Below are 26,793 nucleotides of genomic sequence, written 5' to 3' on the forward strand. Positions count from 1 at the left end.
GAATGGGCCCATGAAACTTCCGGTCCTGCCGCCCGTGGCCCCCATGCTGGCCAAAGCCGTCACCGCCCTGCCCGAGGGGGAGTACTCCTACGAGCCGAAGTGGGACGGCTTCCGCTCCATCATCTTCCGGGACGGAGATGATCTGGAGATCGGCAGCCGCAATGAAAAACCGATGACCCGCTACTTTCCCGAACTCGTTCAGGCATTGAAGGACAACCTGCCGGAACGCTGCGTGGTGGACGGCGAAATTATCCTGATCAATGCCTCCGGTGAACGGCTGGATTTTGAAGTGCTGCAGCAGCGCATCCATCCGGCGGCCAGCCGGGTGAAGCTCCTCGCAGAGCAGACCCCGGCGGCCTTCGCCGCCTTTGACCTGCTGGCACTGGATGACACCAGTTACCTTGAGCGGCCGTACGCCGAACGCCGGGCAGCGCTGGAAGAGGCTCTGGCGGAAGCGAAGGCACCGGTGTACCTGACGGCCGCCACCACCAATCCGGAGACCGCGCAGCGCTGGTTCGGCGAGTTTGAGGGGGCCGGGCTGGACGGCATCGTGGCCAAGCCGCTGAACGATCCCTATCAGCCCGGCAAGCGGACCATGGCCAAGTTCAAGCACGAGCGGACTGCGGACTGCGTGCTGGCCGGCTACCGGGTGCATAAGAGCGGGCCGGATGCGGTGGGCTCGCTGCTGCTGGGAATCTATAACGACGACGGCGAACTCACCAACGTGGGCGTCGCGGGAGCCTTCACGATGGCCCGGCGGAAGGAGCTGTTCTCCGAACTCCAGCCGCTGATCAGCGACTCCGCGGACCACCCCTGGACGGCGGACAAGCAGGACGCCGGAACCCGGACGCCGCGGAACTCGGAGGGCAGCCGCTGGAGCGGGAACAAGGACCTGTCCTTCGTGCCGCTGCGGCCCGAACGCGTGGTGGAGGTCAAGTACGACCACATGGAAGGCGAACGCTTCCGCCATACCGCCCAGTTCCTGCGCTGGCGTCCGGACCGCACTCCCGAGTCCTGCACCTACGGCCAGCTCGAGGAACCGGTGAAATTCGACCTGGCCGAGGTGCTGACGGTTCCCGCCGACGCCTAGGCATACTGGCCCCGCACGGTCTGTGTGCTGTTCAGCTGAGCCGGGAAGCCGCTGATTGTATGGCCTCGGCGAGGTCGCCCGGGCGGCTCCACATGGGCCAGTGCCCCGTCGGGAGGTCAACGACGTCGAGGTGCTCGATGTTGGCGACTTCGGCAAACACGGCATGGCCTGCGCGGGCCAGCTCCATCACCTGCGCGCCCGGGATTGAGCAGCAGACCAGGGTTGTGCGGACCTTGCGGCGGGCATCGTTCATGAGCTCGACGGGCTGGCGAAGCACAGGGCCGAGCTGAGGCACGGCCCGGGCGCGGAATCGCTCGAGGGCCTCTGCGCTCAAGCCTTCGAGGCTCGCCTGTTGTGCGAGGACGTCGAAGGACGGCAGCGGAAGCCCCTCCACCCCGTCGGGGAAGTCCGGGGCAAAGGCGCTGCCCGCCGACACCGGACCCGAGTCAACCCACACCACCCGTTGAACAAGCCCCGGGTGCCGGTCAAGGACAAGGCTGACGGGGAAGTTAGCCCCGCTGTGGGCGACGATGACCGCGGGCTGGCCTTCGGAGACCCCGAGCCGGGCGAAGACTTCCAGGACCGCTGCAACCTGGTCATCGAGAGTCTTAGCCGCACGGTGCGGATCGTCCCCGTCGAGTCCGGGCAGTGTCACGGCGACTGAGTGGCTGGCAGTGAGATGTTCAAGGACTTCATCCCACGCCCAAGCGCCCAGCCAGTGGCCGGCGATGAGAACGATGGCGGGATTGCTCGTAGTAGTTGTCATGTCACTACTTTCGTAGGCACTGCGGGCAGCGGTATGTCACTATTTGTGGCATGAATTTAAAGCGGGCTGAACAGTGATGCGGACTGAACAGTGAAGCGGGCAGAACGGCTCCATGCCCTGTCCGAGATGCTGCGCCGGAACGGATCACGGGGCTGCTCCGCCAAGCGGCTGGCTGGAGAGTTCGGTGTGTCAGTACGCACAGTCAAGCGGGACCTCGCCGCGCTGGAGAACAGCGGCGCGCCCGTATGGTCGCGCCCGGGCCCGGGCGGCGGCTACGGACTGGCCGCAGGCGCGTCCCTGCCGCCTGTCAGCCTGTCCCCGGCCCAGGCCGTGGCGCTCATGGCGGCCGTGTCCGCTGCACCCGATGCCCCCTACGCCGATCTGGCAGCAGCCGGCATCCAGAAGATCCTGGACGTCCTCGATCCCAAAACCCGGGCAAGAGCCGAAGAGCTGGCCGGCCGCGTCTGGGTCAATCCAATTGCGTCCTCGTCACGCATCGTCAGGTCTGCGCTGGAGGAGGCGATGGCCGAGCAGCGGGTAGTCCGTATTTGCTACACATCGAGAGACGGGACCACGACAACCCGCGACGTCGAACCCGTGCTGTTCGCCTCGACGAACGGTCAGTGGTATTTGATTGGGTGGTGCCTGCTGCGAAACGCAATGCGATGGTTCACCGTGTCGCGCATCGAGCGGGCCAGCGTAACCAACACGGCGTGCAGCGGCCATGCCGTCCACGAGGTCGGAGAGCCTCCGGCGAATGCCAGACCGGTGCACGGCCGTGCGCGCTAGCCCCGGCCGCCGCGGCAGCCTCCGCCGTGCCGGTCAGGGTTCAGCAGCTCAACGGACTCCGTGATGGCCGCGAAGTAGCCCTCCCGGTAGCCCGCGGCGTTGGGATGCAGGGAAAAGGGCTCGTTCAGGGAAAGGATCCAGGGATCGGCGGAACCGATGCCATGGCCGGCAAACACCTCGGTGACATCCACGAAGGTGCCGTCCTCGCCAACCTGTGCGGCGACCACGGCATTGAGCGCGTCGGTCCCGGCGTTGAACAGGTTCTGCGCCTCAACGCTCAAAGCTCCCGGAACGGTCCCTTCGAACAGGTGCGGATAACCGGCCACCACGAGTTCGGCCCGCGGTGCAGCCTCCCGGATAGCGGCAAAGCTGGCCTGCAGCTGGGGCACGACGGCGGTTTCGGCGTAGCTCTGCGCCGCGGCTATTGCGGGAGCGCAGGTTTCCGGCAGCTCCGCTCCGAGGCAGGCAGCGACGACGGACCCGAACTGCACGTCATTGCCTCCGATCGTGACGGTGACCAGATCGGTCTGCCGGTTCAGCAGATCGGCTGAGACAGCGGTGGAAATCTGCTCGGGCAGGTCCACGGGCCCGGCTGGAGGAGCAGGTTCTGTGGTGAGGGCCGTGGCCCCGCCGCAGGCCTGGAAGCTGTCCAGTTCCACGCGCGGAAGGGCATCCAGCAGCGTGGGATAGCCCTCGGCGGTGCGGCCGCAGGTGTCCAGCACCGGTCCGCCGCCGAAACCCGACGCGTAGGAATCCCCGAAGGCAACGTAATCCACGGTGCGGCCCTTGCCGTGCCCGCCGCCCCCGTTGCCGTTGCCGTGACCGCCGCCGTGCCCGCCGCCGTGCCCGCCGCCCCCGTTGCCGCCCCCGTGCCCGCCGCCCCTTCCGCCGTCGATGCCGTGTCCGGACTCCCATCCCGAAGCCGAGGCGGAATCAGGCGCCGCACCCGGCATTTCACCCGGAGCTGCTACGGCCGTGCCGGGGAGGGCCGCCGTCAGGCCCAGCGCCAGGGCGCCGATGACTCCCGCGCGCCGCAGCCGTGGGGAATGCGGAAGAAACGGACGGCCGGCGTCCGGGTTGCTTCGGTTGGTCAAGGCTTCAAGCTCGCGCATGGTCGCTCCTTTGCGATGGGGTCCCACCAAAGATCGGGTCCCACCAAAGTAGCCCCGTGCGCTGCCGGGGACAGCAGAAGCACCCCTCCGGACCGCGGAATCGAGTACATTTCCCGTTGCCTGCTGTGTTTCAGGGCACAGTTTCCTGTACGCTGATTTCATTACCGACCGTCCGGTCAGTTTATCCTGCGGGCCTTCTTCCGCTCGGTGCTGCCGCAGACGGGACCGCCCGCCGCGGCCAGGATCAATGTTTGAAAGGGCCAGTCGAAGATGACATCCACTGCCATAGACGTCCAGATCGTTCCCAGCTACGTTCGCGATTCCTGGTGGACACCGGACCGCTCCGAGCTGACCGCCGCCGAGCCTGCTGAAGTCCGTGATGCCAGCACCGGAGAGCCGCTGGCACTCGTCAGCACCGCCGGGCTGGACCTGGCTGCCGCCGTCGAACACGGCCGCACCGTCGGCCGCCGCGGTTTGCAGCAGCTCACCTTCCACCAGCGCGCCTTGAAGCTCAAGGAACTCGCGACCTACCTGAACGCGCACCGGGACGAACTGTACGAGGTCTCCGCCCGCAGCGGCGCCACCCGCAAGGATTCCCTGGTGGATATTGACGGCGGCATTGGGGTGCTGTTCACCTTCGGCTCGAAGGGCCGGCGGGAACTTCCCAATTCCACCGTGCTGGTGGACGGTCCCGCCGAGATCCTCTCCAAGGACGGGTCGTTCCTGGGCGAACACATCTTCACCTCCCTGCCCGGCGTCGCGGTGCAGATCAATGCCTTCAACTTCCCCGTCTGGGGCATGCTGGAAAAGCTTGCACCCGCTTTCATCGCCGGGGTGCCCAGCATCGTCAAACCGGCCACGCCCACCGGTTACCTGACCGCCGAGGCAGTGAAACTGATTGTGGATTCCGGGATCCTGCCTGCGGGGTCCCTCCAGCTGATCTCCGGGTCCGCCCGCGACCTGCTCGATCATTTGGACTACCGCGACTACGTCTCCTTCACCGGCTCCGCCTCCACCTCGAAGCTGTTGAAGGCCCACCCCAACGTGGCGGAGGGCGGAGTCCGCTTCACCTGCGAAACCGATTCCCTGAACGCAGCCATTCTGGGACCCGACGCCGTCCCCGGAACACCGGAATTTGATGCCTTCGTGAAGTCCCTCGTCACGGAAATCACCGTCAAAGCGGGCCAAAAGTGCACCAGCATCCGCCGTGCCATTGTGCCGGCGGCCCTGGTGGACGACGTCGTCGCCGCAGCGGGCCAGCGCATCGACGAGCGCGTGGTCCTGGGTGACCCCCGCGCCGAGGGCGTCACCATGGGTGCTCTGGCCTCCACCGAGCAGCTCGACGGTGTGCGTTCCTCGGTTCAGACCCTGCTGGACGCAGGTGCCACCCTGGCCTACGGCTCGCTGGATGCTCCGGAAGTTGTCCTCGCGGACGGAAGCCGCGGGGTTGCGGCCGACGGCGCATTCCTGGCTCCGATCCTGCTGACCTGGCCGGACAACAGCGCGGAGGCACTGCACTCGGTGGAAGCTTTCGGTCCGGTGGCTTCGGTGATCGGGTACGACGACGCCGCGGACGCCGTGCGCCTGGCTGCCCTGGGCAGCGGGTCGCTGGTAGCCACGGTCTGCACCAACGATCCGGCCATCGCACGTGAACTGACCCTGGGCATTGCCGCCCATCACGGACGCGTGCTCATCCTGAACCGGGAAGACGCCCGCACCTCCACCGGTCACGGTTCTCCGGTCCCGCATCTGGTTCACGGCGGACCCGGACGTGCCGGCGGCGGTGAAGAGCTCGGCGGCATGCGTTCCGTGCTTCACCACATGCAGCGCACCGCGGTTCAGGGCTCTCCGAACATGCTCACCGCCCTGACCGGGATCTGGCATACCGGTGCGGACCGCAACTTCGACGGCACCCACCCGTTCCGCAAGGACCTTTCGGAACTGAAAATTGGCGACGCTGTCCGCTCGGACCTGCGTGAGGTCAGCTTGGAAGACATCACTGCCTTCGCCAACAGCACCGGCGATACCTTCTACGCGCACACCAACCAGGAAGCGGCTGAAGCCAATCCGTTCTTCCCCGGCATCGTGGCCCACGGCTACCTGCTGCTGTCCTGGGCTGCCGGACTGTTTGTGGAACCTGCTCCGGGACCGGTGCTGGCCAACTACGGACTGGAAAACCTGCGCTTCATCACGCCGGTTGCGGCGGGCGATTCCATCCGGGTCACTCTTACCGCCAAGAAGATCACTCCGCGCGAGACCGACGAGTACGGCGAGGTGGCCTGGGACGCGCTGCTGACCAACCAGAATGACGAGATTGTCGCGACCTACGACGTTCTGACCCTCGTTGAAAAGAAGCGCAGCTAGCATTTGGTCGCTGAGTCGCTGAGTCGCTGAGTCGCTGAGTCGCTGAGTCGCTGAGTCGCTGAGTCGCTGAGTCGCTGAGTCGCGGTGACCGCGACTGACCGCGGTGAATCGCGGCTGAGCCTTTGATGAAACGCTGCTGAACCGCGGCCGGGCCCTTGGGGGTCCGGCCGCGGGTCATTTCCCGCCGTTTCCCCACTGACCCGCCCGTATGGCCCGTTCGAAACTCAAACAGGTAGTCGGCCAGAAAAGTCGGGTATTTGAGGTGCCGAAATAGGGCCTGTTTTGGGCTGTTGGGGCTCTTTTGGCGGCGGAAATGTCAGAGGCAGGTGAAAGCCTGAAGGCATGGATCAGCACAGGACTTTTCCCGGTTCCGAGCGGTTCGGCGAGCAGGCTGCCGGCACCGCATCCGGCACCAAGCCTGCGATGGCTATGGTTGCCGGCATCGACTCCGCCACGGCCACCGCCACCACCGCCGGCGGGGAGGCCGCTGCACCGCCCGGTTACTCGGTTTTCCACGCCGTACCGGCTGCTGTCGGTGCCTCCTCTTCTGCTACCTCTTTGGCTGCTGCTCCGGGTCGTTCCGATTCGCCCCCGGCTTCCGGCGACACTGCTTCCAGCGACAGCGCCACCACTACTGCTTCCGGCGACGCTGCTTCCAGCGACAGCGCCACCACTACTGCTTCCGACGACACCGTTGTTTCCGGCGACACTGTTGTTTCCTGTGATGCTGCCGGGAGTGCCGGCCACTACGGGTTATCCGGTTCTCTGGTTCTGCGGGGCGCGGATGCGCTGGATGAGCAGACTGCCGGTGCTGTGCTCTCCCGCCTGGATCATCTGATGCGGTGGGCGCAGGCGCAGCAGGCTAAGGTCCTGCACCGGATGCAGAGTATTTACCGGGACGAGATGCATTTCCCGTCCGGAAAGCCTGATCCGGGTATGGCGTTCAGTCTTGCGGCGTCGGAGGCAGCAGCGATTCTTTGCGTGCCGCAGAGTACCGGGCAGCGGCTGATGTCTGAGGCGGGCAGTCTCTGCGGCGTTCATGCCGTGACTCTGGGCAATCTGGAGCAGGGCGGGATCAGTTACGGTCATGCCCAGACGGTGTTGGATCAGTGCCAGGACATCGAAGCTGTGGGGCTTCCGGGGTTCGAGGCAAAGCTGCTGGAGGCTGCAGCGGGTCAGACTGCGGCTCAGTTCCGGGTGCGGGCGCGGCGGTTGCGGGAAAACCAGTATCCGCAGGGCATTGTCCAGCGCCAGCTGAGTGCGTTGGGAAAGCGCAAGGTGTGTCTGGAGCCTGCGGCGGATGGAATGTCCTGGCTCTCGGCGTTCCTGCCGGCGGAGAACGCGCAGGCGATCTTCACTCAGCTGAGCAGGGCTGCCCGGGGTGAGCAGGCTGATGGTGATCCCCGCAGGGTGGATGAGTTGCGGGCGGACATCCTTCAGGACCTGCTTATGTCCGGCGGCGGTCACCCCTGTGATGGGCAGGGATCGGCGGGCGCGGACTTATCCGGTGCTCGCCCCGGTGGCCGTTCTGGCACCGCGGGGGACCCGTTCAGCACCGGGCAGGACGCCGGCGCGGATACATCCGGCACCGCCGCCGGCATTGGCACCGGCGCCGGCTGTGGCAGTGATGCCAGCACCGATGCCCGGGCCAAGGGCAAGGCTGGGGCCAGGGCTGGGGCTAGGGCGGAGATTCTGGTGCTGATCAGCGCTGAAACGCTCTTCGGCGCGGACGATCAGCCGGCGGAGTTGCATGGTTACGGGCCGATCAGTCCGGAAGCCGCCCGCCGGATGGCCCGGGAGGCAGCGAAATGGACGCCGGTGGAGCGGGATCCGGATACTGAGGAGATCCTGCGGGTGGGACGCCGAAGGAAAGTCCGGGCCGGACTTCAACGGTGGCTGCGGGCTCGGGACGGGACCTGCCGGTTCCCGGGGTGCCGGACGAATGCGGTGATTTCCGAGATCGATCACACCAGGCCGTGGGTGCAGGGCGGGGCCACGGATCATGACAACCTCGAGCATTTGTGCCGGAGGCACCACATGTTCAAAACCAAGGGGTTTTGGAAGGCCTGCCAGCCGGCGGCCGGGGTTATTGAGTGGACATCGCCGGGAGGACGGACTTACCGTACCGAACCGCACCTGGCTCTTGCTCCGGTCATGCAGGGAACCGGCCCGGACGGTGCTGGGGACCGGTCCGTCGCGGCTGTCCGTGCAGGTTCCCGGACCGTGCCCCACATAGATTCCGGGACGGTCACGGCCACGGACACCCGGGCAGGCAGCAGCGGGGATGATTACGGGGATGACCCGCCGCCGTTCTAGGGCAGCCGGGGAGGGATGCCAGTGGAAACGCGGTCGGCGGAGGAAATCAGCTAGCTGCGGTGCAGTCCGTGGAAAACCATGGAGATGACGTCGTCGGCCAGCTGATCCGGCGAAATCGGGCCGCCCGGCTTGTACCACTCCACTATGGAGTTGATCGTGCCGAACAGCAGCCGCGTGGTGGTGCGCGGGTCGATGTCGCTGCGCAGCGATCCCTCGCTCCGGGCAGCGTCCACGAGCTTCGCGACGCGGTGGTCGAACTCCCGGCGCCGGGCCAGCGCGTCGCGTTCGATCTCCGTATTGCCCCGCAGCCGCAGCAGGAGCGTCACAAACGGCAGCCGTTCGGTAAGGACCTTGATGGTGCCGCGCAGCACGAACTCCAGCTGCTCGTCCGCCGGACCGTTGGAGGCACGAGCATCATCGAGCACGGCCTCCAGCCCGCCCAGCGCATTGTCCAGGGCCAGCCGCAGCAGATCGCCCTTGGACGGGACGTGGTGGTAAATCGCGGACTTCGTAATGCCCAGGTTTTCCGCCAGAATGCCCATGGAGGTGGCCTCATAGCCGTGTTTGTTGAACACGTCGACGGCGATGGTCAGGATCGACTGCTGATCGTATCCGGGACGGCCGCGGCGGTTCCCGGCGGCGGCCGGGCCGGCAGCTGTGGCTGGAGTGGAAGGCATGGATCCTATTTTCTCATGAACGTTCGGATGGCCGGTCAGCTTTGGACGAGTCCGGCGTCCTTGCTGCGCAGGTCATAGATCCGGCGCAGCTTGCCGCTGGAGCGCGCCAGGGTCCCCGGTTCGGCTACATGGACCGTGCAGGAGGACCCGATATGGATCTTGATCTGGGACTTGAGCTCGGCAGCAGCGCTGCTGCAGTCGTCGGAACTGGAGTTTTCCCGGCGTTCAATCTTGACCGTCAGCTCGTCCATCCGGTCCGGCCGGGTGATTTCCAACTGGAAGTGCGGGCTCAGGGCAGGAATCCGGAGGGCGATTTCTTCGATCTGGCTGGGGAACAGGTTCACGCCGCGCAGGATGATCATGTCATCGCTGCGTCCGGTGATCCGGCCCATTCGGCGCATACCGGGCCGGGCAGTCCCGGGCAACAGCCGGGTCAGGTCATGGGTGCGGTAACGGATGATCGGCAGCGCTTCCTTGGTCAGGGAGGTGAAGACCAGTTCGCCTGGTTCGCCGTCGCCGAGCACCCGGGTCTCATCGAACGGGTCAATGATCTCCGGCCGGAAGTGGTCCTCCCAAATATGGGTGCCGTCCTTGGTCTCCACGCATTCACCGGCAACACCCGGGCCCATCACCTCGGACAAGCCGTAAATGTCGCAGGCGTCGAGGTCCATCAGGACTTCCAGCTCGTGGCGCATTTCCTCGGTCCAGGGTTCGGCGCCCAGGACGGCGTTCTTCAGCGAAGTGGAGCGCGGATCAATCCCGGCGGTGCGCATGGCATCGGCAATCGTCAGCAGATAAGTGGGAGTGCACAGGATGGTGTCCGGCTCAAAGTCCTGGATCAGCTGTATCTGCCGCTCGGTCTGTCCGCCGGACATCGGAATCACGGTGCAGCCCAGCTTCTCCGCGCCGGCATGAGCGCCCAGGCCGCCGGTGAACAGTCCGTAGCCGTAGGCGTTGTGCACCTTGTAGCTGGGCTTCACACCCGAGGCACGCAGTGAACGCGCCACCAGTGTGGCCCACCGGTCCAGGTCGCCTGCGGTGTAACCGACGACGGTGGGGCGTCCGGTGGTTCCCGAAGAAGCATGGATCCGCGCCACCTGATTCTGCGGAACGGCAAACATGCCGAACGGGTAGGTCTGGCGCAGGTCTTCCTTGGTCGTGTACGGGAACTTGGCCAGGTCCGACAGTTCCTTCAGGTCCTCGGGACGGACACCGGCGTCGTCGAACTTCTGCGTGTACAGCGGTACCCGTTCATACGCATATTTCACGGTGTGCTGCAGGCGGGTGAGCTGAAGGGCCTCGATCTCGTCGCGGCTCATCCGCTCTTCGGGATCGAGCGTTGCCGGGTCTGCGGCGGTGGATTTCACGGGTGCGGCGGTGGTTTTCAAGGCATGCCCTTTGGATAGCGGACCGGAAGTGGGGGAACGAAGGGTGAGCAAGTCGGGATCTGGCGGAAGCTCAGGCTCGGGAGTGGTGGCGGGGATTGGGGATGGAACGGGAGCGGCCGCGGAATTCGGCAACCACACGGCTGCCTTCAGGACCCGAAGCCGTGATTTCGATGTCATAGAGGCCGCTGCGGCCGGCGGAAACCCGGTGTACGGCCACGGCCCGAAGGGTCTCCCCGGGCAGAGCCGACGAGATGAAATTGATGTCCGCGCCGGCCGCCACGGTAATCAGCTCCATGTCCGCCAGTGAGGCGGCGTCCGCCGGATTGCAGGCCAGGGCGAAGGCCGTGTCGGCAAAGGCAAAGACCATGCCGCCGTGCGCGATGCTAAAGCCGTTGAGCATATCGGCGCGGAGCTCCATGCTGATGGTTGCCTCACCCGGGGCCAGATGCTCGACGGCGAGTCCGAGCCAGCGGGCCACGGTGTCGTCCTCCAGGATGGGGTGGATCAGCGTGCCCTGCGCAGCGACATCGATGTCAGCCATGGGACCCTCTCGTTTTATTTACCGAATGTTCATTAGGTAATCCTGTGAGGGCTGTCACTGTCAAGCCGGACCGTGAAAGGTTCCGCTCGCGGTGTACCAACGAGGTCATAAACTGTCGAGCCGAAGCTAGAGCCTCCGGCGCGTCCAGCCTGAAGGCCAAGCTTCCGTTGATGCGCCGCGCTCCCTGTCGGCATGGCCGGACCAGCCCTGTGTCTCTTGGGCGGGGGCAAAGGCTCCACGGGCGAGGCGAAATCCAAGGTCCGGATGGCTCATTCCGGGTGCTCCGCCCCGGCGTGCAGATGCACGGACATTCCACGGTTTGTCAGCAAAACCGCCGCCGCGGAAAACCCGGTAGTCGCCGTATCTGGCCGGGTCGAGCAGGTCCCAGCACCACTCCCACACGTTGCCGAGAGTGTCGTGCAACCCGAAGCCGTTCGGGCGTTTCAGCCCCACATCCTGCAGGCGTTTTCCCCCGTCATGCTCCGTCCATGCCACCAGCTCAAGCGGCCCGTAGTGCGGCCCTGATGTACCGGCACGGCAGGCGTACTCCCACTCCGCTTCCGTTGGAAGGCGATAGCCCGCCGAGTCCGTGTGCCACACGACGTCCCCCTCGTGGAAGGTGTAGGCGGGGTCGATGCCGGCAGATGCTGATGCCTTGTTGCAGAACGCAACCGCGTCGATCCAGCTGACGTCGACTGCCGGCACGCGCGTACCTTGACTGTTGCTTCCGGGAGCGTCGGCGTACAGAAACGCAGTTACGGGTACCGGGCTGATTTCAAACGATTTGAGGTTCACGCTCCACCGGCGCTTCCGCCTCGCGTCGTGCAGTTCCACCCGGCCGGCGGGAAGGCGGCGGAGGTCAGGGGTGTCCATTCGCTAATGCTCTCACTCACGGCAATGCTCTCACTCACGGCAACGATCTCATTCAGAGCCTCGCTACAGGAAGCGACGGGTGCCTTCCTGCCATCTTCCTGTGGCTGGACGCCCTTTTCCGGGCGGCCGGGACACGGCACAGGCCCGTGCCGTACGTTGAAGAGGTGATAGTTTTCGACGCCGCGGCAGCGGCCTGCGGGGTTGGGGCTGGGGCCCTGGCAACGGCCTGCGGAGCTAGGGCAACGGCCTGCGCGGCTGGGGCGGCGGCAGCATCCGCGGCTGGGGCGCCGGCCTGCGGAGCTAGGGCAACGGCCTGCGCGGCTGGGGTGGCGGCAGCATCCGCGGCTGGGGCGCCGGCCTGCTGGGCCGTGGTGGCCTGTGCTCCCTGAATGGCTGGATCCGCAGGTCTTTCTGGCGGATCCGGCATTGGGGCCCTGGGTGGTGCTGGTGGTCTGCGGCATTGTTTTTGCCGAAACAGGGCTGCTGGTGGGGTTTTTCCTGCCCGGAGACACGCTGCTGTTCACCGCAGGGCTCCTGGTGGCCACCGGAACGGTGGACGTCAACGTCTGGCTGCTGGGGCTGCTGATTTCCCTGTCAGCGTTTACGGGGGATCAGTTGGGCTACTGGATTGGCCGGCGGGCCGGGCCAGCGGTGTTTTCCCGGCCCGATTCCCGGTTTTTTCGAAGCGAGAATGTAGACCGCGCCGAGGTGTTCTTCGCCCGGCACGGCGGCAAGGCGATCACGCTGGCCCGCTTCGTCGGCATTGTCCGGACCTTCACTCCGGTGGTGGCCGGAGTGGGCAAGATGCGCTATTCCGCCTATGTTGTGTTCGACGCGGCCGGGGCCCTGCTGTGGGGGATGGGGCTGACGCTGCTGGGGTACGTCCTCGGGGACCGGTTCCCGTTCATCCGCGACCATCTGGACCTGATTATCGTGGGTGTTGTCCTGCTGACCGTGGCTACCATTTCGCTCACCCTGCTGCAGCAGAACAAGCGGGCGGCTCCCAAGGACCGTTCCCGGAACAAGCAGTCGCCGAACAAACAGTCGCCAAACAAGCAATCGCCGAATAAGGAATCCCCCAAGCGGCCCCTGAACAAGCCGGCGCCTGAGCCGGGCGACTGAACGCCCGGCCCAGGCCGACAATGCGGGAAGTCGTTATCCGGCGGTCCCGCCGGAAATCGCCGGCCGATATTACCGCCGGAAAACGCCCCGAAATTACCGCCGGAAATCGCCGGCCGAAATTACTCTCCGGCGGTGTGAGCCGGGATCGGATCAACGGCGTCCAGTGCGTCCAGCACAAAGGCATAGTCCCAGGCCCGGTCCTTCCAGGCCTCGTACCGGCCGGATGCTCCGCCGTGTCCGCCGTCCATCTCAATCTTCATGACGATCGGTTCGGAACCGGTGGTCACCTCGCGCAGTTTGGCGACCCACTTGGCGGGCTCGGTGTACAGCACGCGGGTGTCGTTGAAGGAGGTCACCGCGGCAATGCGCGGGTAGTCCACGGCCCGGATGTTCTCGTACGGGGTGTACTCCTTCATGTACCGGTAAACCTCGGGGTCGGTGATGGGGTTGCCCCATTCCTCCCACTCCAGAGCCGACAGCGGCAGGTCCGGATCCAGGATGGTGGTCAGGGCGTCCACGAAGGGCACCTGCGCCACGATCGCCTTGTACTTCTCGGGGGCCAGGTTGGCCACGGCACCCATCAGCAGTCCGCCGGCAGATCCGCCCATGGCGGCGATCCGGTTCGGGTCCACCCATCCGGAGGAAGCAATGTAGTCGGTGGCGGCCACGAAGTCGGTGAAGGTGTTCTTCTTCTGCAGCTTCTTGCCCTGGTCGTACCAGGTCCGGCCCATTTCACCGCCGCCGCGGATGTGGGCGACGACGAAGATGACGCCGCGGTCCAACAGGGACAGCCGGGCCACGCTGAAGGCGGGGTCCATGCTGATTTCGTAGCTGCCGTACGCGTAAACCAGTGCGGGGTTGCTGCCGTCCTGCTTCACCTCGGCGCGGCGCAGCACCGACAGGGGGATCCGGGTGCCGTCGCCTGCGGTGGCCCAGGCGCGCTCGGCAACGTATTCAGCCGGGTCGTAGCCGCCCTTGACCGGTGTCTCCTTCCGCAGTTCCAGCTCACCGGTGGCCAGCACGTAGTCGTAGACGCGCGGGGGAGTCAGGAAGGAGGTGTAGCTGAGCCGGATGATCGGGGAATCGTATTCGGCGTTGGCCAGGTTGGCCGTGTACAGCTCCTCGTCGAAGGCAGGCTCCACCGGATCGCCCTGCACCTCGGTGCCGAGACCCTCCAGCGGGAGGACCTGGACCCGCTCCGTGGTGTCCTTGCGGACCGAGACGATGACGTGGGACTTGGTGACAGCCGCACCGTTGACGCGGACGGCGTCGTCGTGCGCCACTACGGTGTTCCAGTGCTGCTCGTCCAGCGGCAGTGCGAACTCCGTCTCGGCCACGAGGGAGAGCATGGAGTTCAGCGCGTCCCTGTTGTGGGTGATCAGGTAATGGCGCTCGCCGGCAAGGGTGACCGGCTCGGCCTCGTAGAGGATGTGCTCGCTGCGCGGGATCAGGGTGCGCACCTCCCCGGCGGGATCCCCGAAGTCCAGGACCCGGTACTCGGAATATTCGGAGTTGCTGATGCCGATCAGCAGCTGCTGCCGGTCCGCGGAGAGGTCAAAGCCGGTCCACATGGCGACGTCATCCTCCTGGTAGATGACGACGTCGTCCTCCACCGGGGTGCCCAGCGTGTGGGCCTTGATCTGGTAGGGACGCCAGGAATCGTCCACAACCGTGTAGAACACGCGGGTGCCGTCGGGGGAGAAAGCGAGCGAGTAAAAAACGTTGGTGACGGTGTCCGGCAGCAGCTCTCCGGTACGCAGGTCCTTGATCCGCAGGGTGAAGCGTTCGTCGCCGGCGTTGTCCTCGGAGTAAGCCAGCAGGTTGCCGTCTTCGGTCACGGCCAGCCCGCCGAGCGCGAAGAAGGGCTTGCCTTCGGCCTCGGCATTGCCGTCAATCAGGATCTGCTCGCCGGGCACCGGAACGCCGGGTTCGACGACGGGCGGCGTCCAGTCGGCGTCCAGGTCGCCGGTGTCCTGCGCTGCGGTGCGGCAGTGGATGGAGTACTGCTTGCCCTCTTCGGTTCGGGAGTAGTACCACCAGCCCTTCTTGCGGGCCGGCACGGAGAGGTCGGTTTCCTCGGTGCGGTTCTTGATCTCGTCGAAGATCTCCTGCCGCAGCTTCTCCTGGTGCGCAGTGACCTCTTCCATGTAGGCGTTCTCGGCCTTGAGGTGGGCTACGACGTCGGGGTTTTCCTTCTCCCGCAGCCACTCGTACTCGTCAACGAAGGTATCTCCGTGGTGGACGCGCTCGGTGGGAACCTTTTTGGCAACGGGAGGAGTGGGAAAAGTAGTCATGCCCCGAATATATCGACCCTGCTCCGGGGGACGAAGGGCCCCGCGCTGTTTATGCTGGCGGCTTACCGGCGGGGCGCCCCGCCACCGGGAACCGCATTGTGGCGTTCATGCGGCTGATAATCTGCACGCATGACAGAAGAGAGAGGCCCGGACCCTCGTCAGTCACCGAGTGAGGAGGAGGCCAAAGCCCTCGCCTCGTCGACACGGATTCGGATCCTCCGCCTGTGTCTGCGTGAGCAGCTGACCAATAAGGAGATTGCCACCCGGCTGGGAGCGAACCCCGCCACGGTGCTTTTTCATGTCCGCAAGCTGGTGGCCACCGGCTTCCTCGAAGCGCAGCAGGCACGGTCCGGCCCGAGCGGTGCGTACGAAGTCCCGTATCTGGCCACAGGCAAGATGGCCCGCCTGAATCTGGACACCCGTGACATGGGGCTGCGCGGTGCCATGGTCAGCGCTTTCGTGTCCGAAGTGGGGCAGGTTCCGGAATCCGCGGAGGTGGCGATGTCCCGCCGCGGCGTCCGCCTCACGAAGGCCGCGCACGACCGGTTCCTGGACCGCGTGACGGAGCTGCTCGATGAGTTCTCCGCCGGGGATCCGGGGGAGTCGGGGGAAGGCGGGGAGTCAGGGGAAAGCGGGGAGTCTGGGGAAGCCGGGGAGGCCGGCACCCGCTACTCCATCTTTTTGGCCGTTCATCCGGAGGCTGCAGCAGGGAACCCTGAGGGGAAATCCGGGGACTCGGCCGACTCCACCACGGAGACCGACTCCAACAACACGAACACCGGCTCCAGCACCGGCATCTGAGGGCCCGGCCCGGGGCACTGCCAGGGCGGGATTCAGGGCCGCAGCAGGAACCAGGCAGACAGAGCGGCCGCGGCCAGGAAGAGCATCCAGTTGCCCAGCACTTCCAGCAGAGTGAGGCCGAAGGACGGGTGCGGCGGGGCGGACAGCGGTTCCACGACCGGCTCGTCGGTGACCCCCTTCCTGAACTGCCCCCAGAGGGACGTGGCCAGCAGGACGGCTCCGCCGGCCAGCGCCAACGGAACCGCCGGAAGCGTGAAGAGCACAACGTCGCTGGCAAGTACGGCGATCGCCACCTGCAGGGAAAAGAACGCCCCGCCGGCCAAGGCAACCAGCCACATTGGACGCCGGACAATGAAGCCCAGCAGCAGGGGTGCGCAGGCTGCGCCCGCCAGCCCGGTCAGGGCGAGCAGGAGGCCTGACAATGTGACCGCAACGCTTGCATCGCTGGAGCTGACGGCTGCGGCCACAGTGAAGAAGCCGAGCAGTCCCAGGCAGCTGGGCACCAGCAAAGCGGCCCAGCCCGACCGTGACATGCGGTTGCGGGGCAGCTCCAGGTTTTCAGCGTAGGCGCGGGGGTCGCCAAAAACCTCACGGGGCGAGCCGCCGGAATCGGCCAGGAACTCGCGGGCCGACGCCACGGCGTCGCCGATGACGTTTCCCGGGACGTCCCGCAGGCGAAGTTCTGTGGGGAAGTCATCGAACCAGCGGCGCGTGGCCTTCTCCGGCGGGGTGCCGTTGCGGTGGTCACGGGTTTCCATGGGTGCCCCCTTCAGGGTTGCGGTTGTCTTCAGGGATCCGGTCACCGGGGTTCCGCAGAAACCCGTCCACCGTTCCGGTAAACCGGTTCCACATCTCGCGCTGCTCCTCAAGCTCCCGGCGGCCTGCGGAGGTGAGGGAAAAGTACTTGCGTCCGGGGCCGCCGTCGCCGGCGCGCCACGCGGTGGTGACCCAGCCTGCGGCTTCACAGCGTGTGAGCAGCGGATACAGGGTGCCGCCCTTGACGTTCCCGAAGCCCTGTTCCTCCAGCAGGGAGGCGATGGCATATCCGTAGGTGGCGCCGCCGTCGAGCGCCTTCAGGACGCAGAGACTGAGCGTCGCCCGCATCCAGTCGCTGGGCCAGGGATTCGTGTGCACAACTAGATACTGACATGTACTAGTTTGGCTGTCTACCTAGCGTGCATCTTGACGTGCGCTCAGTCACACGCATATCCTGAACGAACGGTCGGTAAATATCCAAGGCACATTCGCATCCGGCTTTCATCCCGCACAGTGAGGTGACATCTAATGTCGTTGCAGACCGATCCTTCTCCCAACCTGCAGGCCGTTCCGTCCGAAGATTCCGGATCCCCTGCCTCCGGCCCCGAAGCACACTTCGAGCAGCTGCTGGCCGAGGACTCTCGGATTGAACCGCGGGACTGGATGCCCGAGGCCTACCGCAAGACCCTGGTCCGGCAGATCTCCCAGCACGCACACTCCGAAATCATCGGCATGCAGCCGGAGGCCAACTGGATTACCCGCGCCCCCTCACTCAAGCGCAAGTCCATCCTCATGGCGAAGGTGCAGGACGAGGCCGGCCACGGGCTCTACCTCTACTCCGCGGCCGAGACGCTGGGCACTCCGCGGGAGAAGATGACCGAGGACCTGATCGCCGGCAAGGCGCGCTACTCCTCGATCTTCAACTACCCCACGCTGAGCTGGGCGGACATGGGGGCCATCGGCTGGCTCGTCGACGGCGCCGCCATCTGCAACCAGGTGCCGCTGTGCCGCGCGTCCTACGGCCCGTACGGCCGGGCCATGGTGCGGGTCTGCAAGGAAGAGTCCTTCCACCAGCGGCAGGGGTTCGAGATCCTGCTGGAACTGGCAAACGGCACCGAGGCGCAGCGGGAAATGGCGCAGGACGCCATCAACCGCTGGTACGCCCCGTCGCTGATGATGTTCGGCCCGCCCGACGACGATTCGCCCAACTCCAAGCAGTCCATGGCCTGGAACATCAAGCGTTTCTCCAACGATGAACTGCGCTCCCGCTTTGTCGGAATGATCGTGGAGCAGGTCAAGGTCCTCGGGCTGACCCTGCCCGATGACCAGATCCGCTACAACGAGGACACCAAGCAGTGGGAGCACGCTCCGCTGGACTGGGATGAGTTCAAGGAAGTCCTCGCCGGCCGCGGACCCTGCAACGCGCAGCGTCTGGCCCGCCGCCGCGAGGCACACGAAAACGGCGCCTGGGTGCGCGAAGCAGCAGCCGCATATGCGGCAAAACAGGCACGAAAGACCGAGGTGGCATAAGCATGGTTTCCGGTTCAACAACGGGCGACGACGGCGCCAAGCCCGTGGGCACGCAGACTTCCGCGGAGCCGGGGGCAGCGGCCGAAGATGCCGCTGCGGGCGTGAGCGCGGCCTGGCCGCTGTGGGAAGTTTTTGTCCGCTCCTCGCGCGGACTGTCCCATGTCCACGCCGGCTCGCTGCACGCACCCGACGCTGACATGGCGGTCCGTAACGCCCGCGATCTGTACACCCGCCGCAACGAGGGCGTATCGCTCTGGGTGGTGCCGGCGTCGGCCATCATTGCCTCCGACCCCGACTCCAAGGGCCAGTTCTTCGAATCCCCGCAGGGCAAGGACTACCGGCATGCCACGTACTACACCAAGTCCGAAGGGGTGAAGCACCTGTGAGCTCGGACAGCGCCACCCGCATCACCCCCGGCAACGCCCTGCGGCCCGAGGACATTGCCGCCTCCGGCACCAAGGCGCCGGCCGACGTCGCCGAGTATGCGCTGCGCCTGGGCGACGACTCCCTGATCCTGGCCCAGCGCCTCGGCTGGTGGATCTCCCGCGCCCCCGAACTGGAAGAGGACGTGGCCCTGGGCAACATCGCCCTGGACCTGCTCGGGCATGCCCGGTCCTTCCTCACCTACGCCGGCTCGGCGACCGGCCGGACCGAAGATGATCTGGCCTACTGGCGCCGCGAAGGGGAATTCCGTTCCGCGCATCTTTTCGAGCAGCCCAACGGCGACTTCGGGCTGACCATCGCCCGCCAGCTGGTGGTCTCCTTCTACCAGTTCGAGCTCTACCGCGCGCTGCTGTCCTCCACCGACGCCACCCTGGCCGCCATCTCCGCCAAGGCGGTCAAGGAGGTCGACTATCACCGCGACCACAGCGCCCAGTGGATCCTGCGCCTGGCCGGCGGCACCGAGGAGTCACGCCGCCGCATCACGCGGGCCCTGGAACTGACCTGGCCGTACGTCGGTGAGCTGTTCGAGGACGACGACGCCGTGCGCGCCCTCGCCGGCAGCGGTGCCGCGGTCCTGCCGTCCTCGCTCCGTGCGAACTTCGACGCCGGCATCGGCGCCGTCCTGCGCGAGGCCGATCTTGAGGTGCCGCAGGTTCCGGCTGCCCCGGGAGGCGGCCGCCGCGGACAGCACAGCGAACACCTGGGATACCTGCTGGCCGAGATGCAGGTCCTCGCCCGCGAGCATCCCGGCGCAAGCTGGTAGCAGCCATGGCCGATCTGGAGAGTACGGTCGAGGATCTCCGTCCCGCCGAGCCGGCCGCCGCGCAGGCCTGGGACATTGCCGCCACCGTGTGCGACCCCGAGATTCCGGTGCTGACCATCGAGGACCTGGGCGTCCTCCGCGGCGTGGAACTGACCGGGCCGGATGCCGTCACCGTGACGATCACCCCCACCTACTCGGGATGCCCGGCAATGGATGCCATCCGCGAGGACGTCACTGCCGCGCTGAACACTGCGGGCTACGGCCGGGTACGGGTGGATCTGGTCCTCGCCCCGGCCTGGACCACCGACTGGATGAGCGAGGCCGGCAAGGCCAAGCTCAACGCCTACGGCATTGCCCCGCCCACCGGCAAGGCCGCCGCCGGTCCGGTCCGGCTGGGCCTGAGCGTGAAGTGCCCGCAGTGCTCCTCACTCAACACCCGTGAACTCACCCGCTTTGGCTCCACGTCCTGCAAAGCCCTCTATGTCTGCCAGGACTGCAGCGAACCCTTCGACTACTTCAAGGTGCTCTAACCCATGACAACTTCCGTTCCAGCCGCAGCGCCGGCGGCACCGGCGCCTACACGCAGGACCGCCTTCCATCCCCTGACGGTCTCAGAGGTCCGGCGCCTGACCAACGACGCCGTGGAAGTCACCTTTGCCGTGCCCGAGGCGCTCGAAGGCTCCTACGACTACCTGCCCGGCCAGTACGTTGCCCTGCGCACTACTCTGGACGGCCAGGAAATCCGGCGCAGCTACTCGATCTGCGCCGAACCCAGGCCCGGTGAAATCCGGGTGGCGATCAAGCGTGACCTGGGCGGCAAGTTCTCCACCTGGGCCAATGAGTTCCTCAAAGCCGGCGACGTGCTGGACGTCATGAGCCCCTCCGGCGGCTTTATTTCCAAGCATCCAATGAACGAACTGAACCACCCCGAGGACATGGACCTCACCGGCGAGGACGTCTTTGTGGCAGTGGCCGCGGGCTCCGGTATCACCCCGGTCATCTCGATTGCCCGCACCGTGCTGGCGGCCTCCGACACTGTCCGCTTTGACCTCGTCTACGCGAACAAGGCTGCCATGGACGTCATGTTCCTGGAGGAGCTGGCGGACCTGAAGGACAAGTATCCGTCCCGGTTCGCCCTGCACCATGTGCTCTCCCGCGAACAGCGCATCTCACCCCTGCTCTCCGGGCGGATCGACGCCGAGAAGCTGGCCACCCTGATCGATTCGGTCCTGCCCACCCGAAACGTGGACGAATGGTTCCTCTGCGGGCCCTTCGAACTGGTGCAGATGTGCCGCGATACCCTGGCCAGCCGCGGCGTCGAGGCCGAGAGGATCCGCTTTGAGCTCTTCACCACCGGCCAGCCCAACCGGCCCGAAGGCCAGTCCGGGCGGCCCGTCACCGCCGACCCGAACGCCGACAATTACAACATCACGTTCCGGCTGGACGGTTTGCAGGGCAAGGTTGCCAGCCCCACCCACGCCCGCGAAACCATCCTCAATGCCGCGCTCCGGGTCCGTCCCGACGTCCCGTTCGCGTGCGCCGGCGGTGTCTGCGGCACCTGCCGGGCCAAGGTGGTTACCGGCACCGTGGAGATGGAGGAGAACTATGCGCTGGAACCCGACGAACTGGAAAAGGGCTACATCCTGACCTGCCAAAGCCGTCCCACCAGCCCCGACGTCACCGTCGACTACGACGCCTAGTCTCTGAAGGAACGGAGCATCCTCATGATCGAACTGAGCATCACCGACGGCATCGCCGAAATTGTCCTGAACTCGCCGCGGAAGCTGAACTCCCTGAACGAGGAGGCGCTGGCACAGCTGTCGCAGGCGTACGATGACGCTGCCGTCCCCGGGGTGCGCGCGCTGCTGCTGCGCGGAGAAGGCAGGGCCTTCTGCGCCGGGCGGGACATCTCCGCCGTCGACCCCGCCAACGACGACGCCTATGAGTATCTCGGAGAACTGGTCACTCCGCTGCTGCAGAAGATGGCGGGTTTTCCGGCCCCGACGTTCGCTGCCGTTCAAGGGGCCTGCCTCGGCGTCGGCCTCGGCCTGCTGGTGGCCACCGATGTTGTCTATGTGGCGGAGGACGCGAAGATCGGCTCGCCGTTCGCCGCCCTGGGAGCTGCCCTGGATTCCGGCGGACACTGGCTTTTCACCGAACGGCTCGGTACCCACCGTGCCCTGGACCTGATCTATACCGGGGACCTGATGAGCGGCTCCGAAGCGGTGGCGGCAGGGTTGTTCAGCCGGTCCTTCCCGGCAGACCAGCTGCTGGAACGCACCCGCGACATCGTGGCACGCGTGGCCGCCGGCTCCGGCGGCGCCTACCGGATCTCCAAGGCGCTCGTGGCCGAAATCCGGGACTCCCGGATTGGGCTGTGGACCGCCATGGAGGAAGAGAACAAGGCCCAGGGCATCCTCAGCGGCACCAGGGACTACGCCGAGGGGTTTACCGCCTTCCTGGAAAAGCGCAAACCCGCCTTCCAGGACTGACTCAGTAAAACTCCACCGCCCAGTGCAGCTCCTGATCGGCGCGGACCTCGATGGAGATGCCCGTGCCTTCCTCGTACGGATTGATCCCGCTGATGACCTTGACCGGTCCGCAGGGGACCTCGGCGTCGGGTCCGCCGCTGATGGAGACGACGGCGGCGCCGGCATCGCAGATGAACCGTGCATCCAGCGGTCCGGTAAGCAGGGGGTCAAGCCTGAGCTGGTTCGGCGCGTCCGGGCCGGCCGTCCCGCCGCCGGCGCGCTTCTCTTCAGGAGCGCCATCCTCATGCGACGACGCTAGTTCGGACTGCAGCTTCTGCATCTCTGCCGCCCAGCTTGGCGCTGCCTGTTGGGACTGGCTTTCCGCCGTCCCTGCTTCGCACGCAGTTGCCAGCAGCAGGACCGGGACGCCGACGGCCAGTACTGTCCTCATGCCGGGTTTCATTCGCTGCTCCTTGCTCTTCCGGTGACGCGAGCTCTGCCGGTAATGCGACCCACCCTAACGGAGTGCCGCTCCGGCGGTGCGGATGCAGCAAGCGGACCGGATGCCGCAATATTCGACAACCTGTAGAAATACGGGAAGAATGTCTTGCAGCCGGAGAAGCACCTGCCGACCGGCCCGAGCCGTATCCGGGAGGGATCATGAGCACGCGTGCCGCACGCCTGGTGCGCGGCTGGGCCGCAGCACTAGCGGCCACGGCCGTTGCCGCTGCCTCCCATGTCCTGGCCGGCGGAGTCATCCCGCACCCGTCCATCGTGCTGTTCTGCCTGGCGCTGTCGGCGATGGTTTCCTGTGCGCTGGCAGGGCGGTCCCTGTCACTTCCGGGAACCACGGGGGCGGTCCTGGCCAGCCAGGGCATTTTCCACCTGCTGTTCACCGTTGGCGGTGCGGGACTCCCTCCCGCAGCTGCCGGTACATCCGACGCAGCCGCCAGCCCTGCCGCGGGCCATGCGGGCCATGCCTTCCATGGCGACTCTGCGGCCCTCAGCCAACTGACCGATGCCGGGCAGGCCGGCGCCGGAATGGCAACGGCCGGGCATTCCTCTGCACTGATGTGGCTCGGACACCTGCTGGCGGCCGCGGCCACCGTTGCCCTCATCCGGAACGGCGAGGCCGCACTGCTGCGCATCCTGGAGGCCATGCGGCTGCGCATCACCGCCATCCTGCCGCTGTTCCTCCCGCTGCCGCTCGGCCCGAGGATCCCCAAGCTTTCCCTGCTGATTCCGGCCGAGCCGTTCCGGAACCTCGGCGTGCCACTGCTGGCGATGAGGCACCGGGGACCGCCTGCTGCTGCTGTGTCCTTCTAGCCGCGCACCTGCCTGGTGCGGGGCTTTCCCACCAGCAGACGCCGGCAGAATGCCGGCGCAGAAAGCAGCCATGTCGCTTGTAACGTCCCCCGTAGTGTCCCCCTCGTATTTATCCTCTCCCCAGGTCCGCGCCGCCCGCCGGCCGTTGATGGTCCGGGCTCTGTTCCTTGCAGCTCTGATCTTCGCCGGCGGCGGCACCGCCCTGGCCACCGCCCCGGCTGCCGCAGCCCACGATGAGCTGGTAAGCACCATTCCCGCAGCCGGAGAGCGGCTGGACGCAGCGCCGGCGGAACTGGAGCTCACCTTCAGCTCCGCCCTGATGGACCTGGGCAACCAGATCCAGGTCCTGGACGCCGATGGCCGGAACTGGGCGGAAAGCGCCCCCGTCCTGAACCGTGAAACACTCGTCCAGCCGCTGCCCGGGGAGATGCCCAACGGGGAATACTCGGTGCGCTGGCGCGCCGTGTCCTCCGACGGCCACCCGATCACCGGCAGCTATGAGTTCCTTGTCGGAGCCGACGCGGTGGCGGGATCAGCAGCCACGGCGCTCCCGTCCGGCTCCCAGGACTCAGAGGAACGGGACGAGACGCCCGACGCCGGCGCCTCCGAAGGCGCTGAAGGCAGCGAGAGCGCTGATGCATCCAACGACGGCGGGCTCCCGGCCTGGCTGGTTCCCGGCATCCTCGGCGGCGTAACGGGCCTGCTCATTTACGCCGTGTACGCGGTGGTTTCCCGCCGCCGGCGCGGCCGGACCGAGTAACCTCCCGGCAGCCCCGGGAGCAACCTCCCCGGGCTGCTCCCGGAGCACCCTGCCGGCAGCTCCAGTGCTGCCGCAATACGGCTGCGCATCACAGGCGCAGCTTCTCGACCACATCTTCGGAGGCGTCCACGCGGCGTTCCTCCACCTTCCGGCGCCCCAAAATAACCCGGAGCCAGCTCGACCGGCCAAAAGTATCCGGCAGCCAGGCGACCCGGCGCGCCCGACCACAGGAGCAAAACCATGTCCATTTCTTCTTCCCGCAGCTCGGTGCTGCTGGTCCTTTCCGCCGCCCTCCTCGGAGCAGGGTTGACGAGCGGCTGCACGTCCGCGGCAGACACGTCCGATCCGGCTCCGGCCGCACCTTCCGGCACCGCCTCCGCCCCGGAAGCCGCGCCTGCCGGGTCCCCGGATGCTGCTGCGGACGCGGCGGCACCCCTCACCATGGCCCACCCGTGGGTGAAGGCAGCAGACGGCGGAATGACCGGTGCTTTCGGCACCCTGACCAACAGCGGCACCGAGGAAGTGCAGGTGGTGGCCGCGGCGTCACCGGCAGCGGCCTCCGTGGAGCTGCACGAAACGGTGCAGCAGGCTGACGGAACCGCAGTCATGGCTGAGAGCGGAGGCGGATTCACCATCCCGGCCGGAGAAACCTTCGTGCTGGAACCCGGAGCCAATCACCTGATGCTGATGGGGCTTAAGGATCCGGTGCTTGCAGGGGAGGAGATCCCCTTCACGCTGACGCTCTCCGACGGCAGCACTGTCGAGTTCACGGCTCCCGCAAAGGACTTCGCCGGAGCCAACGAGAGCTACCACGGAGGCTAACCGTGACCAGAGACGACACCGATCCACGGGAGACCCGTCCGCGGGAGACCGATCCACGAGAGGCTGAGAAGGCACCGAACACCACGCGGCGGCACCTGCTGCTCGGGGGTGCGGCAACCGGGCTCGGTGCCCTGGCAGCTGTGGGGATCAAGCTCTCCGGCGGGCGGGACAGCTCCCAACGCACCGCTTCCGGAGGGCCGGAGGCAGGGGATGCCGGGCAGCTTGCAGCGGAGGGCCGGGACTCCGGACTCGACGCAACCGGAGTCAACGGCACAACGGTGGTGCCCTTTTACGGAGCGCGGCAGGCGGGTATTGAAACGCCGGCGCAGGCCCACGCCGTGTTCCTGGCGCTGGATTTGAAGCCGGGCCTGACGGCGCAGCGGCTGGCTGCGCTGCTGCGGCTTCTCACCGAGGATGCCGCCGCCCTGACCCAGGGGCGCCCGGCACTGGCCGACACCGAGCCGGAACTGGCCGTACAACCTGCGGGTTTGACTGTCACCTTCGCGTTCGGCCCGGCACTGGTGGCGCTGGCAGCACCGGATAAGTCACCGCCTTGGCTGAAACCGCTGCCCGCGTTCGGCATTGACCGGTTGAAGCCGGAGTACTCCGGAGGGGACCTGCTGATCCAGATCTGCGGCGATGATCCGCTGGCCCTGGCCCACGCCCGCAGGATGCTGCTGAAGGACAGCCGTTCCTTCGCCGCCCTGCGCTGGGTTCAGTCCGGATTTCTGCACGCCTACGGCTCGGGGCAGGCGGGTGAAACTCCGCGCAATCTCTTCGGCCAGAAGGACGGAAGCGGCAATCCGCGGGTGGGAAGCGCGGAGTTCGAACGTGTCGTGTGGGGAGATGCGGCGGTCAAACCCTGGCTGGAGAACGGAACGTCCCTGGTCATCCGGCGCATTGCCATGAACCTGGACACCTGGGATGAGCTGGACCGACGCGGACGCGAAGAGAGCGTTGGGCGCACTCTGGCCAGCGGTGCGCCGCTGACCGGTACCGCGGAACATGACGAACCGGATTTCACCGCCCGCAGCAGGCTCGGCTTCCCGGTAATTGCGGATTCCTCCCATCTTCGCCGGGCCAGGCCCGATGATGAGCGGCAGCGCATTTTCCGGCGGCCGTACAACTACGACGACGCTCCGACCGCGGCGGATGGCACAGAGGGCGGGATTTCGAATTCCGGGCAGATCTTCGTCTCCTACCAGGCTGACGTCGACCGCCAGTTTGTGCCCATTCAGCAGCGGCTGGACCAGCTGGACATCCTCAACGAGTGGACCGTCCCGGTGGGATCCGCCGTATTTGCAGTGCCTCCCGGTGCACGGGACGGAGGGTTTATCGGCGAGCAGCTGTTCTCCTGACGGAAGTCCGCCGGGTTGATTCATCGCCCGGCCGGGACTAGGTTGGAGCTAATGATCAGTATGCTGATGATCGCCCGCCGGGTTCCGCCGGCGGGCGGTCGTCATTGAACAGACGGAGGCCCTGATGGCGGACAGTTACGATCCGAATAATGACCCGGCCAACCCCGACAAGCCCAAGGACGCCGGGAAAAACCTGCAGGACAGCTCGCATGAAGGAAATGGCAATGCGGCGCCGAGCACCGAAAAGGGCAAGCACGCCAATCCTGATCCTGCCGCGGGCAACATCACCGGTCTCGAGCCCGGCGGCGGAGTTCCGCCGGGGGAGACACCTCCCGCTGAGGACCAGATGAGCATGGACCAGGGGCACGACGAAGATTGATCCCCTGAATGCTGAAGCGGCGGGCCCCCCCCCCGGGGTGGGGGGGGGGGG

Annotated in this window: 27 protein-coding genes; 17 read left to right on the plus strand and 10 right to left on the minus strand. The window is 66.4% G+C overall.

Annotation, left to right across the window (positions count from 1 at the left end):
- Positions 1-10: 10 nt before the first annotated feature.
- The gene (locus WKB88_RS14665) at positions 11-1,090 is read left to right on the plus strand and encodes an ATP-dependent DNA ligase (RefSeq protein WP_341395278.1); all 1,080 of its coding nucleotides are present in this window, start codon (positions 11-13) and stop codon (positions 1,088-1,090) included.
- Positions 1,091-1,121: 31 nt separating this feature from the next.
- Here the strand turns inward: WKB88_RS14665 and WKB88_RS14670 are convergent, their stop codons facing one another.
- Entirely contained in the window at positions 1,122-1,856 is a 735-nt protein-coding gene (locus WKB88_RS14670) for an alpha/beta fold hydrolase (RefSeq protein ID WP_341395279.1), read from the minus strand.
- Positions 1,857-1,946: 90 nt separating this feature from the next.
- Here WKB88_RS14670 and WKB88_RS14675 point away from each other — a divergent pair, with 90 nt between their 5' ends.
- On the plus strand, positions 1,947-2,645 hold the full coding sequence (locus WKB88_RS14675; protein WP_341395280.1) for a helix-turn-helix transcriptional regulator: 699 nt from the start codon (positions 1,947-1,949) through the stop codon (positions 2,643-2,645).
- Here WKB88_RS14675 and WKB88_RS14680 read toward each other — a convergent pair.
- A complete protein-coding gene (locus tag WKB88_RS14680; RefSeq protein ID WP_341395281.1) occupies positions 2,642-3,757 on the minus strand; it encodes an SGNH/GDSL hydrolase family protein in 1,116 nt (371 codons plus the stop codon). The two genes, WKB88_RS14675 and WKB88_RS14680, sit on opposite strands and share 4 nt — an antisense overlap.
- Positions 3,758-4,027: 270 nt before the next feature.
- Here WKB88_RS14680 and paaZ point away from each other — a divergent pair, with 270 nt between their 5' ends.
- Positions 4,028-6,121 carry a phenylacetic acid degradation bifunctional protein PaaZ gene (gene paaZ, locus WKB88_RS14685; protein ID WP_341395282.1) on the plus strand — a complete coding sequence of 698 codons (2,094 nt, stop codon included), beginning with the start codon at positions 4,028-4,030 and terminating at the stop codon, positions 6,119-6,121.
- 342 nt (positions 6,122-6,463) lie between these two features.
- Positions 6,464-8,437, plus strand: a complete 1,974-nt coding sequence (locus WKB88_RS14690) for an HNH endonuclease signature motif containing protein (protein ID WP_341395283.1) — start codon at positions 6,464-6,466, stop codon at positions 8,435-8,437.
- Between the two features lie 50 nt (positions 8,438-8,487).
- Here the strand turns inward: WKB88_RS14690 and WKB88_RS14695 are convergent, their stop codons facing one another.
- The 4 genes from WKB88_RS14695 to WKB88_RS14710 form a co-directional block, all read right to left on the minus strand.
- Positions 8,488-9,114 (minus strand): TetR/AcrR family transcriptional regulator, encoded by a 627-nt coding sequence (locus WKB88_RS14695; protein ID WP_341395284.1) that lies wholly within the window; start codon positions 9,112-9,114, stop codon positions 8,488-8,490.
- A 35-nt stretch (positions 9,115-9,149) separates the two neighbouring features.
- Positions 9,150-10,433, minus strand: a complete 1,284-nt coding sequence (paaK, locus tag WKB88_RS14700) for a phenylacetate--CoA ligase PaaK (protein ID WP_341395317.1) — start codon at positions 10,431-10,433, stop codon at positions 9,150-9,152.
- A 139-nt stretch (positions 10,434-10,572) separates the two neighbouring features.
- The gene (locus WKB88_RS14705; RefSeq protein WP_341395285.1) at positions 10,573-11,043 is read right to left on the minus strand and encodes a hotdog fold thioesterase; all 471 of its coding nucleotides are present in this window, start codon (positions 11,041-11,043) and stop codon (positions 10,573-10,575) included.
- 126 nt (positions 11,044-11,169) lie between these two features.
- Complete coding sequence (locus tag WKB88_RS14710) at positions 11,170-11,916, minus strand: formylglycine-generating enzyme family protein (RefSeq protein ID WP_341395286.1); 747 nt, start codon at positions 11,914-11,916, stop codon at positions 11,170-11,172.
- A 378-nt stretch (positions 11,917-12,294) separates the two neighbouring features.
- Here WKB88_RS14710 and WKB88_RS14715 point away from each other — a divergent pair, with 378 nt between their 5' ends.
- Entirely contained in the window at positions 12,295-13,038 is a 744-nt protein-coding gene (locus WKB88_RS14715) for a DedA family protein (protein ID WP_341395287.1), read from the plus strand.
- Positions 13,039-13,157: 119 nt separating this feature from the next.
- Here WKB88_RS14715 and WKB88_RS14720 read toward each other — a convergent pair whose 3' ends face one another.
- Positions 13,158-15,332, minus strand: coding sequence for a S9 family peptidase (locus tag WKB88_RS14720; RefSeq protein ID WP_341395288.1), 2,175 nt, complete (start codon positions 15,330-15,332; stop codon positions 13,158-13,160).
- 129 nt (positions 15,333-15,461) lie between these two features.
- On the opposite strand from WKB88_RS14720, the gene WKB88_RS14725 reads away from it, so the two are divergent.
- The gene (locus WKB88_RS14725) at positions 15,462-16,133 is read left to right on the plus strand and encodes an ArsR/SmtB family transcription factor (RefSeq protein WP_341395289.1); all 672 of its coding nucleotides are present in this window, start codon (positions 15,462-15,464) and stop codon (positions 16,131-16,133) included.
- Positions 16,134-16,165: 32 nt separating this feature from the next.
- On the opposite strand, the gene WKB88_RS14730 is transcribed toward WKB88_RS14725, so the two are convergent.
- Together WKB88_RS14730 and WKB88_RS14735 are read right to left on the minus strand one after the other, a co-directional pair.
- Entirely contained in the window at positions 16,166-16,891 is a 726-nt protein-coding gene (locus WKB88_RS14730) for a hypothetical protein (RefSeq protein ID WP_341395290.1), read from the minus strand.
- A complete protein-coding gene (locus WKB88_RS14735; protein ID WP_445818932.1) occupies positions 16,878-17,267 on the minus strand; it encodes a PadR family transcriptional regulator in 390 nt (129 codons plus the stop codon). The genes WKB88_RS14730 and WKB88_RS14735 overlap by 14 nt, the downstream gene beginning before the upstream one ends.
- Before the next feature lie 150 nt (positions 17,268-17,417).
- On the opposite strand from WKB88_RS14735, the gene paaA reads away from it, so the two are divergent.
- Genes paaA through WKB88_RS14765 form a run of 6 tightly spaced genes read left to right on the plus strand, consistent with a single transcriptional unit; the run spans position 17,418 to position 22,118 of the window.
- Positions 17,418-18,419 carry a 1,2-phenylacetyl-CoA epoxidase subunit PaaA gene (gene paaA, locus WKB88_RS14740; protein WP_341395291.1) on the plus strand — a complete coding sequence of 334 codons (1,002 nt, stop codon included), beginning with the start codon at positions 17,418-17,420 and terminating at the stop codon, positions 18,417-18,419.
- A 2-nt stretch (positions 18,420-18,421) separates the two neighbouring features.
- Positions 18,422-18,805: a 1,2-phenylacetyl-CoA epoxidase subunit PaaB gene (gene paaB / locus WKB88_RS14745; RefSeq protein WP_341395292.1), complete on the plus strand. Its 384-nt coding sequence runs from the start codon at positions 18,422-18,424 to the stop codon at positions 18,803-18,805.
- A complete protein-coding gene (gene paaC, locus WKB88_RS14750) occupies positions 18,802-19,626 on the plus strand; it encodes a 1,2-phenylacetyl-CoA epoxidase subunit PaaC (protein ID WP_341395293.1) in 825 nt (274 codons plus the stop codon). Before paaB ends, paaC begins: the two co-directional genes overlap by 4 nt.
- A 5-nt stretch (positions 19,627-19,631) precedes the next feature.
- A complete protein-coding gene (gene paaD / locus WKB88_RS14755) occupies positions 19,632-20,156 on the plus strand; it encodes a 1,2-phenylacetyl-CoA epoxidase subunit PaaD (protein ID WP_341395294.1) in 525 nt (174 codons plus the stop codon).
- Positions 20,157-20,159: 3 nt separating this feature from the next.
- Complete coding sequence (gene paaE / locus WKB88_RS14760) at positions 20,160-21,326, plus strand: 1,2-phenylacetyl-CoA epoxidase subunit PaaE (protein ID WP_341395295.1); 1,167 nt, start codon at positions 20,160-20,162, stop codon at positions 21,324-21,326.
- Positions 21,327-21,350: 24 nt separating this feature from the next.
- On the plus strand, positions 21,351-22,118 hold the full coding sequence (locus tag WKB88_RS14765; RefSeq protein ID WP_341395296.1) for an enoyl-CoA hydratase/isomerase family protein: 768 nt from the start codon (positions 21,351-21,353) through the stop codon (positions 22,116-22,118).
- 1 nt (position 22,119) lies between these two features.
- Here WKB88_RS14765 and WKB88_RS14770 read toward each other — a convergent pair whose 3' ends face one another.
- Complete coding sequence (locus WKB88_RS14770; protein WP_341395297.1) at positions 22,120-22,560, minus strand: hypothetical protein; 441 nt, start codon at positions 22,558-22,560, stop codon at positions 22,120-22,122.
- A gap of 197 nt (positions 22,561-22,757) precedes the next feature.
- Here WKB88_RS14770 and WKB88_RS14775 point away from each other — a divergent pair, with 197 nt between their 5' ends.
- The 5 genes from WKB88_RS14775 to WKB88_RS14795 all read left to right on the plus strand — a co-directional run bounded on the left by WKB88_RS14775 (position 22,758) and on the right by WKB88_RS14795 (position 26,742).
- Positions 22,758-23,423: a hypothetical protein gene (locus tag WKB88_RS14775; RefSeq protein WP_341395298.1), complete on the plus strand. Its 666-nt coding sequence runs from the start codon at positions 22,758-22,760 to the stop codon at positions 23,421-23,423.
- 70 nt (positions 23,424-23,493) lie between these two features.
- On the plus strand, positions 23,494-24,183 hold the full coding sequence (locus WKB88_RS14780) for a copper resistance CopC family protein (protein WP_341395299.1): 690 nt from the start codon (positions 23,494-23,496) through the stop codon (positions 24,181-24,183).
- Between the two features lie 240 nt (positions 24,184-24,423).
- Positions 24,424-25,005 carry a copper chaperone PCu(A)C gene (locus WKB88_RS14785; RefSeq protein ID WP_341395300.1) on the plus strand — a complete coding sequence of 194 codons (582 nt, stop codon included), beginning with the start codon at positions 24,424-24,426 and terminating at the stop codon, positions 25,003-25,005.
- Positions 25,006-25,007: 2 nt separating this feature from the next.
- Entirely contained in the window at positions 25,008-26,363 is a 1,356-nt protein-coding gene (locus WKB88_RS14790; protein ID WP_445818933.1) for a Dyp-type peroxidase, read from the plus strand.
- A gap of 124 nt (positions 26,364-26,487) precedes the next feature.
- The gene (locus tag WKB88_RS14795; RefSeq protein ID WP_341395301.1) at positions 26,488-26,742 is read left to right on the plus strand and encodes a DUF6480 family protein; all 255 of its coding nucleotides are present in this window, start codon (positions 26,488-26,490) and stop codon (positions 26,740-26,742) included.
- Positions 26,743-26,793 lie beyond the last annotated feature (51 nt).

This window comes from Arthrobacter sp. G119Y2 (assembly GCF_038069765.1).
GTDB lineage: Bacteria > Actinomycetota > Actinomycetes > Actinomycetales > Micrococcaceae > Arthrobacter_B.

Excerpts from the sequence above, each read along its gene's own strand:
- WKB88_RS14665 (WP_341395278.1), top strand. The coding sequence starts at position 11 with ATGAAACTTCCGGTCCTGCCGCCCGTGGCCCCCATGCTGGCCAAAGCC.
- WKB88_RS14670 (WP_341395279.1), bottom strand. The coding sequence starts at position 1,856 with ATGACAACTACTACGAGCAATCCCGCCATCGTTCTCATCGCCGGCCAC.
- WKB88_RS14680 (WP_341395281.1), bottom strand. The coding sequence starts at position 3,757 with ATGCGCGAGCTTGAAGCCTTGACCAACCGAAGCAACCCGGACGCCGGC.
- paaZ (WP_341395282.1), top strand. The coding sequence starts at position 4,028 with ATGACATCCACTGCCATAGACGTCCAGATCGTTCCCAGCTACGTTCGC.
- WKB88_RS14690 (WP_341395283.1), top strand. The coding sequence starts at position 6,464 with ATGGATCAGCACAGGACTTTTCCCGGTTCCGAGCGGTTCGGCGAGCAG.
- WKB88_RS14695 (WP_341395284.1), bottom strand. The coding sequence starts at position 9,114 with ATGCCTTCCACTCCAGCCACAGCTGCCGGCCCGGCCGCCGCCGGGAAC.
- paaK (WP_341395317.1), bottom strand. The coding sequence starts at position 10,433 with ATGAGCCGCGACGAGATCGAGGCCCTTCAGCTCACCCGCCTGCAGCAC.
- WKB88_RS14705 (WP_341395285.1), bottom strand. The coding sequence starts at position 11,043 with ATGGCTGACATCGATGTCGCTGCGCAGGGCACGCTGATCCACCCCATC.
- WKB88_RS14710 (WP_341395286.1), bottom strand. The coding sequence starts at position 11,916 with ATGGACACCCCTGACCTCCGCCGCCTTCCCGCCGGCCGGGTGGAACTG.
- WKB88_RS14720 (WP_341395288.1), bottom strand. The coding sequence starts at position 15,332 with ATGACTACTTTTCCCACTCCTCCCGTTGCCAAAAAGGTTCCCACCGAG.
- WKB88_RS14725 (WP_341395289.1), top strand. The coding sequence starts at position 15,462 with ATGACAGAAGAGAGAGGCCCGGACCCTCGTCAGTCACCGAGTGAGGAG.
- WKB88_RS14730 (WP_341395290.1), bottom strand. The coding sequence starts at position 16,891 with ATGGAAACCCGTGACCACCGCAACGGCACCCCGCCGGAGAAGGCCACG.
- paaA (WP_341395291.1), top strand. The coding sequence starts at position 17,418 with ATGTCGTTGCAGACCGATCCTTCTCCCAACCTGCAGGCCGTTCCGTCC.
- paaB (WP_341395292.1), top strand. The coding sequence starts at position 18,422 with ATGGTTTCCGGTTCAACAACGGGCGACGACGGCGCCAAGCCCGTGGGC.
- paaD (WP_341395294.1), top strand. The coding sequence starts at position 19,632 with ATGGCCGATCTGGAGAGTACGGTCGAGGATCTCCGTCCCGCCGAGCCG.
- paaE (WP_341395295.1), top strand. The coding sequence starts at position 20,160 with ATGACAACTTCCGTTCCAGCCGCAGCGCCGGCGGCACCGGCGCCTACA.
- WKB88_RS14765 (WP_341395296.1), top strand. The coding sequence starts at position 21,351 with ATGATCGAACTGAGCATCACCGACGGCATCGCCGAAATTGTCCTGAAC.
- WKB88_RS14770 (WP_341395297.1), bottom strand. The coding sequence starts at position 22,560 with ATGAAACCCGGCATGAGGACAGTACTGGCCGTCGGCGTCCCGGTCCTG.
- WKB88_RS14775 (WP_341395298.1), top strand. The coding sequence starts at position 22,758 with ATGAGCACGCGTGCCGCACGCCTGGTGCGCGGCTGGGCCGCAGCACTA.
- WKB88_RS14780 (WP_341395299.1), top strand. The coding sequence starts at position 23,494 with ATGTCGCTTGTAACGTCCCCCGTAGTGTCCCCCTCGTATTTATCCTCT.
- WKB88_RS14785 (WP_341395300.1), top strand. The coding sequence starts at position 24,424 with ATGTCCATTTCTTCTTCCCGCAGCTCGGTGCTGCTGGTCCTTTCCGCC.
- WKB88_RS14795 (WP_341395301.1), top strand. The coding sequence starts at position 26,488 with ATGGCGGACAGTTACGATCCGAATAATGACCCGGCCAACCCCGACAAG.